The sequence below is a fragment of the Bartonella sp. AD13SXNS genome (genome assembly GCF_042196465.1).
In the GTDB taxonomy this organism is placed as follows: domain Bacteria; phylum Pseudomonadota; class Alphaproteobacteria; order Rhizobiales; family Rhizobiaceae; genus Bartonella.
Genome location: NZ_JBHIQI010000004.1, coordinates 126180 through 142671 on the forward strand (window position 1 = coordinate 126180; position 16492 = coordinate 142671).

Below are 16492 nucleotides of genomic sequence, written 5' to 3' on the forward strand. Positions count from 1 at the left end.
ATGCCATGCTACAAACAAAATGAAAAGAAAAATAAATATCTTTTCATAGTTTATAAAAATTTACAATTGTGATTCGATAGGTAGCCAACTTATTATTTTTGCAAATGCGCGACGCCAGAAATTGCTTTCTGGTTCATAATCAATGCTATACTGTTTTTCATTTTCAATAAAATCCCAATAAATACGATTATTATCACCAAGACGAAGATGATAACTCATTTCCCTCGTCGTTTCTTCAGAAAACAACAAATCTAACCTCGCTGTAATAGGCGCACATTCAAAAAGAATGCCCATTTCTGTATTTAACGCTGCTGATCTAGGATCAAAGTTTAAAGATCCAATAAAAGCTGTTTTATGATCAACTAAAAAAGCTTTGGCATGTAAACTTGCCTTACTGGATCGAAACAATCGTAATCCATGGGAATTGCCTTCCGCTTTTAATTCATAAAGCTTAACACCACTTTTCAACAGTGCCTTACGATACGGGACATAACCACCATGCACTAATGCTACATCAGTAGCAGCTAAAGAATTTGTCAGAATTTTGACATCAACACCCTTTGAAACCAAATTACTAAAATTCTGCGTGCCAACCTTACCAGGAACAAAATAAGGTGACGTAATCTGAACGGTTTTTTGGGCATTTCCAATAACCTTTGACAGTGCCTTCATAAGCCAATTGCTTGCTTTTTTACGCAATGCTTTTTCTGGAGGATCAGAAAGAACGACAACTTTATCTGCTAAAAATAACCGCTTTCCTGTTTGGATAAAACAACTAAAGTTAATGTGTTCTTTGACATAATCTAAATAAACCTTTGCAACCTTAGAATCCCGAAATTTTCGTAATTTATCTCTCCAATAGCTAAGATCACTTGCGCTTTTAGGAACAACCAAAGTATGAATTGGCAAAACAACAGCACTATTCCAAAAATCATCAAAGATACTTTCCACTTTTTTAACAGAGGGACCGATTAACATCAAATCTAAATCTCGAAAATGAGATTCTTTACCAGCATCAAAATAAGAATCTGCAAGATTACGCCCTCCGACAAAAGCAACCCTACCATCAACGATAAAAGCTTTATTATGCATTCTACGTGTTACAGTAATTGCCCGTAATATAATTTCTAAACCACGGCGTAAACCACCTTTACGCGATCGCCCTGGATTAAACATTCTCACCTCAATATGAGGATGTTTATCTAGCGCAATATAAGCTGGATCACGTGCCTGAGCATTAATATCATCCAAAAGAAGCCGTACCCGAACACCCCGATCAGCTGCCTCAACTATTTCACTTAATAATAGGCGCCCCGTTAAATCATCGTCCCAAATATAATACATCAGATCAAGGCTACGCCCAGCTTCTGCAGCCCCTATTGCACGAACACAAAACGCATCCAAATTGCTGATGATGAGGGAAAGGGCATCTTTATCAACCCCCAATCCATTTTCTTCCTCACCTAATTGACTGACAATACGATCAAGCTTGGTTTCATCTTTCTTAATAGGCAACGCATATGAACATTGTCCCTTAGCACTTTTCACAAAACGCCCATATGTATAGATTGCCAACATAGACGCAACAAAAAAAAAGAGAACAAAACCAATAACAATCTGTAAAAGAGTCAAAGAGGATAAACTTTCTATTTTCAAGCTAACGCATCACCAATGATACAAACGACAATCCTAACACTAATCATTTTATCTTAAACGTGTAGCAGATAAAATGCCACTTCTTGCTTAAGAGAGTATAAACTTAATATCCATGATGCAAAAATTTTAGCTTTAATCTCTCAAAGCTTAAAAAATGCCTCTCAGCTGTAATAAATGCAAACTTCACTAAAATTGTATAAATTGAAACAAAAGATAAAATAGTCAAATAAAATTTATACTTGATTTAAATCTATAAAATCATCCTCACTACATAAACTTTACAATAAATGATCATTTTCTTAAGTCTTTCTATGGACTTTATAAACGGACTTTATCAAAAGCCACTTCATCTTTTTTGAAAATCATGTTTATTATGAATTTCACTTCCGTTCTTGATTTCTTATTGCTCTCAATTCTTCCATTTTTCTATAAAGTGTAGAGCGACCAATATGAAGGCGGCGCGCAATCTCGCTCATATGTCCTTTATAGTGTTTAACCGCTTTCTCGATAATATCATGTTCCATTTCTGCAAAAGTACGCACATGGCCATCAGTATTCAAAAATTGGATCGATTCTTGTTCATTATCTTCATCTTCTTGCATATTACCCTCAATGATATTGGGAACATTCATTAACGAATTTCCCATTAATTGAGGAAAATCTCGAACCGTTAATAAAGGTCCTTCACTGAGTAAAATCGCACGAAATAAAAAATTTTCAAGTTCATTTCTATTACCAGGCCAATCATACTGCATAAGCAAGGAAAGAGCCGATCCTGCTAAACCATGAACATGTGATCGCCCTGTTTCTACGATAATACGATCAATCAAATGTTGTGTGATCTCTGGAAAATCATCCCTTAATTCTCGTAAAGCAGGAACGCTAATAGACAAATGAGAAAACTGTTCAAACAAACTATGCAAAAGAAAGTTCTCTTTAACCAAGTCCTTTAAACGCGATGTTGAAATAGCAATGATCCGAAAAGGAAAAAGTTCTCCTTTTGTATTCTTTTCCCTTTCTTTAAGATAATGCGCAAACCGTTTCTGCTGTATGGGCTCAAGTCTATCAATATCACAAAGGCAAAGTGTCCCTTTTTCAAGCGAAGAAACCAATGGTAGGAATTCTTTAAACCATTGCTGATTTTCTTCTTCTGGATCAACAATGGCGGAACATTGAAAGCGAATAAAAACGCCCTCTGAGAATAAACCCTCATGATGAATAATCCGAGCTAATGTCTCACGTCCTGTTCCAACTTCACCCTCTATCAAAAGATTTTGCAAAGAATTCGCTGCTTTTCTCGATTGTTCTAAAACTATCTGCATAGCTCTACTTTTCATACAAAGGTCAGAAAATCGTAAATGATTCTCTTTTTTTCGTTGAATATCTCGAACCTCATGCTTCAAAGCAGAAATAAGAGCAAGAATATCCAACGTAACTCTTACTCGTAATAATGTTACTGGATGAATCCAATAATCAATCGCTCCAGCTGCTAGAGCTCTCTGGAGTAAATCCTGATTTTCTTGCTGTGCTATAACAATAATAGGAATAGAAACACCAGCAACTCTAATCATTTTAATCAAATCGCTCACACTCAAATCACTCATAACGACATCAAGGAGTGCAAGCACAATGTTTTTACGCCTGTGTAAAAGATCAATCGTACGGAGACCATTTTCTGCTTCAATGACACGGTAGCCAAAACCTCGGAGCATAGCAGAAAGCTCTATACGTCTTCCATAATCTTCACTCGCAACAAGAATGGGACCAACCATAATGTCAATAATCTCCTTTGAGATCACTCAGCAGCTTAATGTAAAAATTATTGTAAACCATAAGAAATATTTCACCTTTTGTGTTTCACTTACGAACTTCATTAAGCTGTTAATTAAATACAACATTAAGGCATTTTTTTCTATTTTTTTGCTTTTTCATTGATTTTCATCAAATTTTTCATATTGACTCATGGGATAATTTAATAATGTTATAGAAACTAGAGAGCAAAATAATCTAAATAGAGTGCAATAAATGAAACATACCTATCATATTTTATGTCTTACAATCACCACTTTCCTATTAAGTGCTTGTAGCTTTTCGCAGTATTATAACCCAAATATGCCAACAGGAATTGATGGAAAATGGGTTGACGAGAATGGTATTATTTCTTCTTTTCATAATGGTGTTTTTGAAACACATGCAGCAGATACAGAAGAAAAGCTATCAGAAGGAGCATATAATTATATCAATGCTCAAAATATAGAAATTGAAATACGCTCTATTCTTCGTGGAACAATCTCTAGAGTCAATTGCACAATGTCATATGACGCCACACAACTTCTCTGCACCTCACATACAGGAGCACAATTTTTTCTTAAACGAAAATCTTAGACAAAATATAAAGTAAAGCTTTTCTTATAAGATAGACAAAATACATACATTAAGCAGGAGGTGTTCCTTTCTCCTCCTGACAGGAAATCTTCTCTCAAATACGTAAAGAGACTGATACAATCTCTATCCGTAGAATTTTCTAAACATTATGAAATGCGTAAAACACTCATTTTCTTCCACAAAACATCAGAAAAACCGCTTCACAATAAAACTGTGACTTTGTATCATTCAATCTATTTTAAGCTAAAATAACATTTTATTTGGTAGGGAACTTTAATCTAAGCAGCACCAATACGCAAAAGATCATGAAAATGAACAATTCCTATCGGCTTCTTATCTTCAACCACGAAAAATGCGCCAATATGATGATCATTAATAAAAGCTGTTGCGGCACCAACAAGTGTATTTGGCGTTACAACTTTAGGGGTTTTTGTCATCACCTCATCAACATTAAATTTCGATAAATTAGAATGAATGTTACGTGCAAGATCACCATCGGTCACAATTCCGATTAGTTCACCTTTTTTATTCACAACACCAACACAACCAAAATGTTTTTTCACCAAAACATTCATCGCTTCAGTCATAGCTGTTCCCTGCATAACCAGAGGAATACTATCACCCTCATGCATAATATCCCGCACATATTTGAGGCTTGCACCAAGAGAACCACCAGGATGATATATTTTAAAATCCGTTGCAGTAAAACCACGCATTTCTAAAAGAGAAACCGCTAATGCATCTCCCATTGCCAATTGCATAATTGTTGAAGTTGTAGGAGCTAAACCATGGGGGCAAGCCTCTTCTATCTTTGGTAATAACAGAACAATATCCGCTTGTCGTCCTAACACAGAATGCTCATTTGATGTCATTGCAATAAGGGGGATACGAAAACGTGCAGCATAGCTCATAATACCACTTAACTCTTGAGTTTCACCAGACCATGATAAAGCAAGAATAACATCATCAGATCCAATCATACCAAGATCACCATGATTGGCTTCTGCAGCATGAACAAAAAAAGCAGGTGTTCCAGTTGAGGCTAAGGTTGCTGCAATTTTTGTTCCTATATGACCACTTTTCCCAAGACCCGTAATGACCACATGTCCACGAGCATTTCTAATAGTTTGAACAGCCGCTTCAAAAGAAGCAGAAAGACTTCCAAGAAGAGCTGCTTCAAGAGCTTTAAGCCCTTGCTTTTCACTCGCAAGTGTTTTAAGCGCCGATGCAACAGCTCCTTGCAAGGCCATGTGAGGAGACGGTATTGTCATAATCAAATTCGATCAATAAAATTAAATGAGAAATCTACATCATTTTTCAATTTTAACGGTTTCCAATAAATTTTTCAATGAGGCAGAAATGTGGCTGTGCATATCAGCGCGGGCTAAAGAAAATGCAACATTAGCTTCAATAAAACCAGCTTTAGAACCGCAATCAAAAGTGCGCCCTTCTAATTGCAAACCCCAAAAATCCTGTTCGTTTGAAAGCCGTATCATAGCATCTGTTAATTGAATTTCATTTCCTGCTCCTCGTTCTTGAGTGGAAAGAATATTAAAAATTTCTGGCTGCAAAATATAACGCCCATTGATGTACAAATTTGATGGTGCTGTTCCTTGTGCTGGTTTCTCTACCATTTTTGTGATTTCAAAACCATTTGCAATCTGTTTGCCTTTCCCAACAATACCATATTTATGTGTTTCTCTAGGATCGCATTCCTGAACTGCTATAATATTCCCCCCACCTGTTCTTTCATAAAGGCTCATCATTTCAGAAAGACAGCCCTTTTTCGCTTGTATCAACATATCCGGTAATAACAAAGCAAAAGGTTCCCCTGCAACTAATTCACGTGCACACCAAAGAGCATGCCCTAGTCCCAAAGGTTGCTGTTGCCGTGTAAAAGACGTTGTCCCTGGCAACGGCTGTAAACGATATAAATGCGCAAGATCTTCTTTTTTTCCACATTCAGCAAGTGTCGCGTATAATTCAACTTGCGCATCAAAATAATCCTCAATGACTGCTTTGTTGCGTCCAGTCACAAAAATAAAATGCTCAATACCAGCCTCCCGAGCCTCATCCACAACATATTGAATAACCGGCTTATCAACAACTGTTAACATTTCTTTAGGAATCGTTTTTGTCGCAGGAAGAAAACGCGTACCAAGACCTGCTACAGGAAATACTGCTTTCCGGATTTTACGCACACTCATCCTCCTTAATGAATTCATATAACCTTTTTGTTTTATTTATCATATGTTTTTACGAAATGATAAAAAAGATATCTTATTGTTTTATTTATTATTATAATGGGTAATTAAAAATGTAAAAAGAAAGTATGAGAATTTATTGAAAGGATTAAAATGAATTATTTGTTCCAATTTTTTTCTCTTCTTGATCGTATTATCGATTAATACTAAATACAAAATAAAGTTATTGCACATCTAACAAAATGAATATTAATGGGGGTTTTAAAATGCAAAAAACAGAATTGAAGATCTTCTCTTTTTCAGAGAAGTCAATAAATTGGAGTCCCCTTGTCACTGGCTCTGCCGTTCTTTTGTCTGCTTTTTTAATGTTTTTTGCATCATTTTCACATGCGGATAGCGGATTTAAACACTGGATTAAAGAGTTTAAAACAATAGCTCTTGCTCACAATATTACTCCCTCTACGTTTCATATGGCTTTTAAAGACATTAATGCCATTGATCCAGAAGTTTTAAAAAGCGCCGCATACCAACCGGAATTTATTGCTCCTTCATGGAACTATTTCGATAATCGTGTCCATGATATTGCTATTATAGAAGGACGGCGCCAAACTCAAAAATGGAATAAATGGCTTCTTCAAATTGAAAAACGTTTTGGTGTAGACCGCAATATTCTGCTTGCTATTTGGTCAATGGAAAGCAACTATGGGAAAGTTTTAACCAATAAAAGTGTAATGCGTGATGCCATTCGCTCACTTGCAACGCTAGCCTATGCTGATAAAAAACGTGCAAAATATGCACATATACAACTGATTGCCGCTTTGAAAATTCTACAAAGTGGCGAAATTAAACGCTCTCAACTCACTGGATCTTGGGCCGGCGCATTGGGGCATACACAATTTATTCCAAGCAGTTATCTTGCCTATGCGGTTGATATGGACCAAGATGGACAGCGTGATATTTGGAACTCTGTTCCCGATGCTCTTGCGACTGCTGCTAATCTTCTCCACAAAAATGGCTGGCAACCTAATCTTATTTGGGGAGTAGAGGTAAAAGTGCCGCAGGGGAAAAAACTTCCTGAAGGCTGGTATTCCTTTGAACAATGGAAAAAATTAGGTGTAAAACACGCTAATGGGCATCCTCTTCCTACATTAGCTGAACAAGCAGTATTAAAATATCCAGATGGAGAAAAAGGACCTATATTTTTAGTCACAAAAAATTTCTTTGTTCTAAAACGTTATAATAATGCAGACCGTTATGCTCTTGCTGTTGCCCTTCTTGCTGATCGCATTGCTGGACGTCCTGGATTGGTACATGATTGGCAAAGACCTTTTCAATCTCTTACTTTCCAAGAATGTAAAGAACTGCAATCTCGCTTAAGAACACTGGGCTATTATAAAGGGAATATTGATGGAAAAATCGGAACAGCCTCTCGCGAAGCAATTAAAGCTTTTCAATTGCGTCAAGGTCTAAAAGCAAATGGATATCCATCATCTCAAGTGCTTTTTCTCCTGCGCAAACAATAAAGGAGAATAAGGTTTTGTCTCTTTTTCGCCTGATATACTTAACGTTCCTACTGCTCTCACTTTCTATTGTGGCGATTATACAGCCATCCCCTAGTCAGGCAACAAACTTCTTCAAATGGTTGTCACAACATAACAAACAGACGCAACAACCACCGCAAATTATAGAACAAAAAATAAACAAGCCGCAAAAAAAGATCGTAACACAAAAAAACATACAAAAGCTAAAAAATGAGAATGCAAAGCGCATTCTTGTCATAGGAGATTTTACAGCTTCTGCTGTTGCCGATGCACTTAAGAAGTTTTTTATAGATAATAGTGATATCGTTATCATGAACAACACAATGCCAGCTTCCGGATTAGTTCGAACTGATTATTATTCTTGGCAAAGCAATATTTCTAAACTCATTGATCAAAATAACCCCGATGTCATTATCATGATGATCGGTGCAAATGATAATCAACCCATCATAGACTCTCATAGCACGATTAACACAGATCAATCAGAATGGATGCATATCTACAAACAAAGAATTATCGTAATTGCTGAAAGTCTTCATGCCTCTGGAAAATCGTGGATATGGATAGGTCAACCTTCTTTTGGAAATGACCTTTTGACACAAAAAATGAAAATTTTTAATGCGCTCTACAAACAAGTAACAGAAACAGCAGGAGGATATTTTCTTGATATCTGGAGTGGCTTTAGTGATGAAGAAGGAAACTTTTCTTTTTCAGGCTATGATATTAATGGAAAAATGACCAAATTGCGCACCAATAATGGCATACACTTCACCTCTGAAGGAAAGAAAAAACTTGCTTCTTATTTAGAAAAGCCATTGAAAAATATTTTAAATTTTCATGCCTTTTCTCATGAAAATCCATACTCAACCGATAAAGCTATTCAAAAACTTATACAAGAATCAGACAATCAAGAGCCAAGTAATATTATGCGCCAACCTCCAATGAGCCTTAATGATATGGTACAACAAAACACCCATCTCATAGGCAGAAAAAAATCAAGTTTTATAGAAAAATCATGGTTTCCGCTCAATGGACATCAAAAAGATCGAGCTGATAATTTTTCTTTCCCATAATGTCTATTTAAAATACAAAATCTAATTTTTCCCATAAACGAAAAGCGAATAAGATAAAAACACTGTTTACATAACTATAATGAAGAGAAAATTTGCATAAATTGCAACTACATCCTTCCGAAGAATATGAAAACGGCATGGTTAGCACCATGCCGTTATATCTTACAATCCACGTTTGTTAATCATTGCCTCTGGTAAAGGCATCCGTCCCCGAAAAGCTTTATAAAGCTCCTCTGGATCACGACTTCCCCCAGCAGAGTAAATAAAACGTTTCAACTTATTAGCAAGCTCTGAATTAAAAACATCTCCCGTTTCTTCAAAAGCCTGAAAAGCATCAGCATCAAGCACTTCCGACCACATATAAGAATAGTAACCAGCGGCGTAACCATCCCCTGAAAATATATGCGTAAAATGTGGAGGACGATGGCGCATAATAATTGTATCAAGCATTTGCAGCTTGTCTAATTCTTGGCGTTCAAATACTGTTGGATCAGTTACTGTTTCTCCTCGGTGAAAAGCCATATCCACAAGAGCTGATGAGATAAATTCAACCGCAGAAAATCCAGCATTAAATGTCTGTGCTGCTAAAACTTTATCTATCAACTCTTGTGGCATAGGAAGCCCTGTTTTTGCATGTATAGCATAAGATTTTAATATTTCTGGTACAGTTAACCAATGTTCATAAAGTTGAGAAGGCAGCTCAACAAAATCACGAGAAACCGATGTTCCCGATACAGATGGCCATACAACATCAGAAAGCAAACCATGCAATGCATGCCCAAATTCGTGGAAAAGCGTACGTGCATCATCAAGAGATAAAAGAGCAACCTCCCCTTTGGATGGTTTAGCAAAATTACAAACATTGTAGATAATGGGCTTTTGTCCGCCTTCCAATTTATGTTGTGATTGCAAACTACTCATCCACGCACCAGACCGTTTTGAAGAACGTGCAAAATAATCACCAATGAAAAGCCCAAGTAAGCTTCCATCAGATTTCTTTACTTCCCATAAACGTGCATCAGGATGCCAAAGTGCAACAGCATTTTTTTCTTCAAATGTAATGCCAAAGAGTTTTTCTGCTACTCCAAAAGCGGCTTTAATCATATGATCAAGTTGAAAATAATATTTAATTTCAGCGCCATCGAAAGAAAATTTTTCAGTGCGAAGTTTTTCAGCATAATAACGCCAATCCGAAGCTGTTAAAAATTCATTGCTTCCCTGATTATTGGCAAAATTTTGTAATTCAATTTGCTCAGTAGAGGCCTTCGCTTTTGCTCGCTCCCATACAGGCATAAGCAAATTCATAACAGAATCAACACTTTTAGCCATGGTATTATCGAGTTTTAAATCCGCAAAAGATTTATATCCCAATAATTTAGCTTTCTCATCTCGAAGCGCAACAATCTCTAAAATAATGGTTCGATTGTCATTCTTGTTATTATTTTCACCACGTTTAGCCCAAGCTTGGAATGCAACCTTACGCAAATCACGACGATCAGAGAATTTTAAAAAAGGTTCAACAATTGAGCGTGCTAGTGTTAATGCACAGGCTTCTTCACTGCCTCTTTCGTACGCAGTTTCTTTCATTGAAGCAATGAGATCTTCCGGTAAACCAGATAAGTCTGTTTGTTTTAAAAATAGAATCCATTCAGCTTCATCGTTTAAGACATTTTGCCCAAAAGTAGCATTTAAAAAAGCGAGTCTTTCATTAATTTCTACAAGCCGTTTCTTCGCTTTTTCATCTAATTTTGCACCATGACAAACAAACTTTTTCCACCATAATTCAAGAACACGTGTTGTTTCACTCTCAAATGTCCCCTGTTGCGACTGTTTATAAAGCACATCTATTTTCGCAAATATCCGTGCATCCATCATCATTTTTGAAGAATAACGAGAAAGTTTTACAACGAACTCTTGTTCAAGCTGTTGAATCAACGCATTCGTATGAGCACTGGTACGCAAGAAAAATATTGAACAGATACGATCAAGCGCTTTGCCACAAAGCTCAAAAGGTTGCAAAAAGTTCTCAAGTGTTGGTGGTTCTTGCACCATCGCAATCGCTTCTAGTTCTTCTTCGGCTTCTTGAAGTGCTTGTTCAAAAGCGGGTTTAAAATCTTCATCATTTATAGAAAAAAAATCAGGAAGACCTGAAAATCCCTTCCAGTCCAGCACGGCTTCTTTTGTCATAATACTTTATGTCTCCATTATAAATTTAGGCTGTAATCATTATCTTTACGACACAAATTGATAATATACTAAAACTATTTTGTGAGTTTCAAAACTACCTGTCAAAGCTCTATTGAAGTAAAAAATAAAAAGTACCTTTAATTTCAAGAGTTAAATAAAAATAAGAATTTCCACACTTATGAAACAACATATTGATTTATAATGATAATATATCGTTTTATATATTAAATAAAAAAACCTTAAGATCGTAAGATTCTCTCATTTCAAACCTGTTTATGTTGAATCAATCAAAATCACTTGCTTGTACATCACAAGCGGAGCTGGCATGTGGGTAAAAACCATAATAAGAAAGGAATAAAAATAGCTCTTATGAACTGTCTTAAATGCTAAGAGCTGTCGCACAATACCCACAAGCTGGCCAAGTGTTGTGATGGTACCGGTTTGATCCTTCATAAGCGTAAAGATGGAGGTACTCAATGGATTTACCTTTATACCCTTCACGGGCGCCACCGTGAAATAGGCTTGAATGCTCTTTGAGAGATGTTTCTTAAAATAAGCGCGCGAAACTGCAACATAATGGCGTTCTGTTTTACGTGAAGGGACGCTGCCCCATTACAAGAATGGAAGTTCCTACCAGGCTCCGGACTGTCAACAGTTCAGCTTATCTCGGCGGATTCTACCTGCTAACCACTCATGCAATTTACTTCATAAGCGTAGCAGATAAGCCCCTGCCCTGAATACGGATTGCGATATCTAAAAACACTTAATATGTAAAGCTTTTCATGCCTTATATCACCGCTCTAAACAACGGTGTTTTACGGCATAATAAGGTAAAAATGGGAACTGATTTTTACATTTATACCTTCATATTATCCCCCAATCAAGCTGTATTCTCGTTTCAGTGATTCAGAAACTTGTTCATAACTGATAATTTATCCTTGACTTTAACTTCAAATATTAACAATTGGAAATATAGTCGGGGAGGTTTTTTTCAAATCTTCCATAAATTTTTGTTTTTATCTCATCTATTATTTAGATTTACAACTTCCCAACTCTTCAGGAGGTACTTTATCATGACTGAAATTAAAACGGCCTTCGACTTCAAAAATTTTTCTCCTGAAGCTCTCGCTGAAAAGTTAAAGAACCAGCATTTTGCAGACTCTATTGATATCATCAATGATCTCGATATCATGGAACGTGTCACTATTCTTAGTCTTCTACCTCTTGATTATGTTATCGAACTTTTTGATAAACCAGAGCTTGAGCAACCTGCTGCTATTTTAGAACTTCTCCCTATAAATCGTGCTGTTGAAATTCTTGATGGCATGTCTGCCGATGCTGCTGCAGACGTCTTTCAAGAAATAAATAAAGAAACCCGTACACGGCTTTATGCCTTGCTTAAACCCTTAACACGTGCGGAACTTAAAAAACTTACCAGTTATCCTGATCATACAGCAGGGGCACTCATGACAACAGAGTTTATAGCCGTTCCTTCAAACTGGACCATACAAAAAACTTTGGATCATATTCGTGAGGTCGAGCGAACACGTGAAACAGTTTATACCAGCTATGTGATTGACCCTAAAACAGGGATTCTTCTCAAAGCTGTTTCACTGCGTAACCTTATTCTTGCCTCACCTGATGAACAAATCCTTAATGTCCCTACCCATGACTCACCCATTACAATATCGCCCTTCACACATCATGAGGATATCGCGCGCCTTTTCCAGCGCCATGATCTTCTGTCGGTGCCCGTCGTTGATGAAAATAACCATGTCATTGGCATTGTAACCGTGGACGATGTGCTTGATACTATGGTCGATGAAATGAATGAAGATGCCTATAAATTTGGGGGTATGGAAGCGCTTAATAAGCCCTATATGCAAATCAAGTTTCCTGAAATGATGAAAAAACGCGGAGGCTGGCTCGCTTTACTCTTTATCGGTGAAATGCTAACAGCAAGCGCTATGCAACATTTTGAAACTGAACTTGAAAAAGCGATTATTCTTACACTTTTTATTCCTCTCATTATGAGCTCAGGAGGGAATTCCGGCTCACAGGCTACATCCCTTATTATCCGTGCATTGGCTTTACGTGAACTCACATTAAAAGACTGGTGGAAAGTTATTATTCGTGAAATTCCAACAGGATTATCCCTTGGTCTCTTACTCGGAATTATTGGCATTGCGCGCATTGCTCTTTGGCAAAAACTCGGTATCTACGATTATGGCCAACATTGGATTGCTATTTCAACAACAGTAGGTACAGCTTTAATCGGCATCGTTACCTTTGGTTCTCTCTCTGGATCGATGCTACCTTTTATCCTTAAAGGTTTAAAATTTGATCCAGCAAGTGCTTCTGCTCCTTTTGTGGCAACTTTAGTCGATGTCATGGGCATTATAATCTATTTTTCTGTAGCTTCCCTCATTTTATCAGGAACTCTTCTTTAAATATATGAAGGAAAAACGCACCGTTATGGAAAGATCTTGTCATATCATTTAAGATCTTTCCCTAAAAAAACAAACTCCCGTATTTGTTTTCTTGCGCCCTACTTCATAGATAATACACTTTTTTATAATGATAATTTATCGTTTTTTTAGATTGAATAATAACTCCAAATACTGCAAGATTATCTTATCATAAACCTTCTCATCTTGAATCAATTAAAGTCATCTTTTTGCATACCACAAGCAGAATTGGTGCGTGGCTAAAATTATTCAAGAAAAGAGTAAACTGCTTCTTATGCCCCCTCTCTAGTACTAAAAACTGTTGCAATATTGACAGCTAAAATAGAGTAATAATAATGATGATCCATGGGCTTTATACTCTTCATAAAGGTGTTTATATTATACCATTTATGGGAACTATCGTGGAATGGATAAGGTATACATTAAGAAATCCCTCTTTAAGACAAATACATGGATATGCAATAACAAGTGTAATTCTGTTTGAAACGTTCTAGTTTTCAGGCAAAATATTGATTTATATATACAGTTCACTGTTTTGCATATTGAATGAGAATCCCGAATAACGTAAGATTCTCTCATTTCAAATCTGTGTATATTGAATCAATCAAAACCATTCGCTTGCACGTCACAAGCGGGGATGGCATGTGGGTAAAAACTGTATAAGAAAGGATTTAAAAATGGCTCTTATGAAGAGTCTCAAGTTCCAAGGGCTATACAACACCCACGAACTGGCAAATTGTGTGATGGTGCTGACTTGTTACTTCATAAGCGTAAAGATGGGGGTGCTCAATGGATTTACCTTTATACTCTTCTTACAAACGTTTATATCAATTTCTCGTGTCACGTTCATAAAGATCAAATTGATGATGATTTATGGACAAGTCTTAGCTCGATAATAAAACATACCGGTACTATAAAAGTTTTTTTATGAAACTCCACCAATTGATACTCAAGAAAGCATTAAAAACTTGAGTGAATACTCTTACCATAAAAATATTACCTCCATCTTCCAAAATTATAAAAAAACATGTAAAAGGTTTTTTGATAGTCAGGTAAAGAATGTAAATACTTTGCCTCAAATGGGATTTCATTAAACGAAAAGAAGAAAATTTATGCAATTGCGTAACATTGCCATCATTGCCCACGTTGACCATGGGAAAACAACGCTTGTGGATGGACTTCTCAAGCAATCAGGAAACTTCCGTGATAATCAGCGCACAAGCGAACGTATGATGGATTCAAATGATATTGAAAAAGAACGTGGAATTACAATTCTAGCGAAAGTGACATCTGTTGTTTGGAAAGATACTAGAATTAATATTGTTGATACACCAGGACATGCCGATTTTGGTGGAGAAGTTGAACGCATTCTAAACATGGTTGATGGAGCCATCGTCCTTGTTGATGCAGCTGAAGGACCAATGCCACAAACAAAATTTGTCGTTGGCAAGGCATTGAAAGTAGGTTTGCGCCCTATTGTTGCTATTAATAAAATTGACCGACCTGATGCACGCGTTGATGAAGTTATTAATGAGGTTTTTGACCTTTTCGCTGCTCTTGACGCAACTGATGAACAGCTTGATTTTCCCATTCTTTATGGTTCAGGACGCGATGGATGGATGGCTGAAACCCCCGAGGGACCAAAAGATCAAGGACTAGGTCCTTTATTTGATCTTGTAACGCGGCATGTTCCTTCCCCTAGCGTCGCAGAAGGCCCGTTCCGCATGATTGGAACTATTCTTGAAGCAGATCCATTTTTGGGACGAATTATTACAGGTCGTATTCATTCCGGCTCTCTAAAACCCAATCAAAATGTCAAGGTTCTGGGGCAAGATGGAAAACTTTTAGAAACTGGGCGGATTTCAAAAATTCTAGCATTTCGTGGTCTAGAACGGCAACCTATTGAAGAAGGAAGTGCTGGTGATATTGTTGCGATTGCAGGTCTGCAAAAAGGTACCGTCGCTGATACTTTCTGTGATCCTACGGTTAATGAACCCCTTACTGCCCAACCAATTGATCCTCCTACTGTTACGATGAGTTTTCTCGTCAATGATAGCCCCCTTGCAGGAACTGAAGGAGATAAAGTAACAAGCCGTGTCATTCGAGACCGTTTGTTAAAAGAAGCAGAAGGCAATGTCGCTCTTAAAATTGAAGAATCAGCCGATAAAGATTCTTTTTACGTTTCAGGACGAGGAGAATTACAGCTCGCAGTTCTTATTGAAAATATGCGACGTGAAGGATTTGAACTTAGTGTTTCACGTCCACGTGTTGTTATGCAAAAAGATGAAAATGGAACAATTCTTGAGCCAATAGAAGAAGTTGTTATCGATGTCGATGAAGAATATTCCGGTACTGTTGTACAAAAAATGTCTGAACGTAAGGGTGAAATGGTGGAATTACGTCCTTCTGGAGGTCATCGTATCCGCCTTGTCTTTTACGCCCCAACTAGAGGACTTATTGGTTATCAATCTGAACTTTTAACGGACACACGTGGTACAGCAATTATGAATCGCCTTTTCCACGCTTATGAACCTTATAAAGGAGACATTGCTGGTCGCGTTAATGGTGTTATGATTTCTAATGACAACGGTGAATCTGTTGCTTATGCTCTTTTTAATCTTGAAGATCGTGGACCTATGATCATCGATGCAGGTGTGAAAGTCTATCAAGGTATGATTATTGGCATCCACTCACGCGATAATGACTTAGAAGTCAATGTGTTAAAAGGAAAAAAACTTACTAATATGCGTGCTTCCGGAAAAGATGAAGCGGTAAAGTTAACGCCTCCCATTAAAATGACATTAGAACGTGCCTTATCATGGATACAAGATGATGAACTTGTAGAGGTGACCCCTAAAAATATTCGTCTCCGCAAACTCTATCTTGATCCCAATGAACGTAAACGTTTTGAAAAAACACGTGCATCAATTTCGAGCTAATTTTACAATCTACTTTGGTAAAATACTTGATTGTATTGA

Annotated in this window: 11 protein-coding genes; 5 read left to right on the forward strand and 6 right to left on the reverse strand. The window is 37.0% G+C overall.

The genetic code is table 11. The annotated features are described in order from the left end of the window. Positions 1-60: 60 nt before the first annotated feature. Both ACFIMQ_RS04565 and ACFIMQ_RS04570 read right to left on the reverse strand, forming a co-directional pair. Positions 61-1632, reverse strand: a complete 1572-nt coding sequence (locus tag ACFIMQ_RS04565) for a phospholipase D family protein (RefSeq protein WP_375616493.1) — start codon at positions 1630-1632, stop codon at positions 61-63. 404 nt (positions 1633-2036) lie between these two features. After that, the gene (locus ACFIMQ_RS04570; protein ID WP_375703493.1) at positions 2037-3428 is read right to left on the reverse strand and encodes a sigma-54-dependent transcriptional regulator; all 1392 of its coding nucleotides are present in this window, start codon (positions 3426-3428) and stop codon (positions 2037-2039) included. Between the two features lie 253 nt (positions 3429-3681). On the opposite strand from ACFIMQ_RS04570, the gene ACFIMQ_RS04575 reads away from it, so the two are divergent. After that, the gene (locus tag ACFIMQ_RS04575; RefSeq protein ID WP_375616467.1) at positions 3682-4041 is read left to right on the forward strand and encodes a hypothetical protein; all 360 of its coding nucleotides are present in this window, start codon (positions 3682-3684) and stop codon (positions 4039-4041) included. 278 nt (positions 4042-4319) lie between these two features. Here the strand turns inward: ACFIMQ_RS04575 and ACFIMQ_RS04580 are convergent, their stop codons facing one another. Beyond that, positions 4320-5312, reverse strand: coding sequence for an SIS domain-containing protein (locus ACFIMQ_RS04580; protein ID WP_375616468.1), 993 nt, complete (start codon positions 5310-5312; stop codon positions 4320-4322). 39 nt (positions 5313-5351) lie between these two features. After that, positions 5352-6242, reverse strand: a complete 891-nt coding sequence (locus ACFIMQ_RS04585; RefSeq protein ID WP_375616469.1) for a UTP--glucose-1-phosphate uridylyltransferase — start codon at positions 6240-6242, stop codon at positions 5352-5354. A 269-nt stretch (positions 6243-6511) separates the two neighbouring features. Here ACFIMQ_RS04585 and ACFIMQ_RS04590 point away from each other — a divergent pair, with 269 nt between their 5' ends. Further along, a complete protein-coding gene (locus ACFIMQ_RS04590) occupies positions 6512-7768 on the forward strand; it encodes a lytic murein transglycosylase (protein ID WP_375703494.1) in 1257 nt (418 codons plus the stop codon). Between the two features lie 14 nt (positions 7769-7782). Next, positions 7783-8859, forward strand: a complete 1077-nt coding sequence (locus ACFIMQ_RS04595) for an SGNH family hydrolase (RefSeq protein ID WP_375703495.1) — start codon at positions 7783-7785, stop codon at positions 8857-8859. A gap of 162 nt (positions 8860-9021) precedes the next feature. Here the strand turns inward: ACFIMQ_RS04595 and ACFIMQ_RS04600 are convergent, their stop codons facing one another. Both ACFIMQ_RS04600 and ACFIMQ_RS04605 read right to left on the reverse strand, forming a co-directional pair. Continuing rightward, entirely contained in the window at positions 9022-11046 is a 2025-nt protein-coding gene (locus ACFIMQ_RS04600; RefSeq protein WP_375703496.1) for a M3 family metallopeptidase, read from the reverse strand. 273 nt (positions 11047-11319) lie between these two features. Next, positions 11320-11523 (reverse strand): hypothetical protein, encoded by a 204-nt coding sequence (locus ACFIMQ_RS04605; protein WP_375703497.1) that lies wholly within the window; start codon positions 11521-11523, stop codon positions 11320-11322. Between the two features lie 596 nt (positions 11524-12119). On the opposite strand from ACFIMQ_RS04605, the gene mgtE reads away from it, so the two are divergent. Together mgtE and typA are read left to right on the forward strand one after the other, a co-directional pair. Then, positions 12120-13496: a magnesium transporter gene (gene mgtE, locus ACFIMQ_RS04610; protein ID WP_375609173.1), complete on the forward strand. Its 1377-nt coding sequence runs from the start codon at positions 12120-12122 to the stop codon at positions 13494-13496. 1130 nt (positions 13497-14626) lie between these two features. Next, entirely contained in the window at positions 14627-16453 is a 1827-nt protein-coding gene (gene typA / locus ACFIMQ_RS04615; RefSeq protein ID WP_375616474.1) for a translational GTPase TypA, read from the forward strand. The last annotated feature ends 39 nt before the right edge of the window (positions 16454-16492 follow it).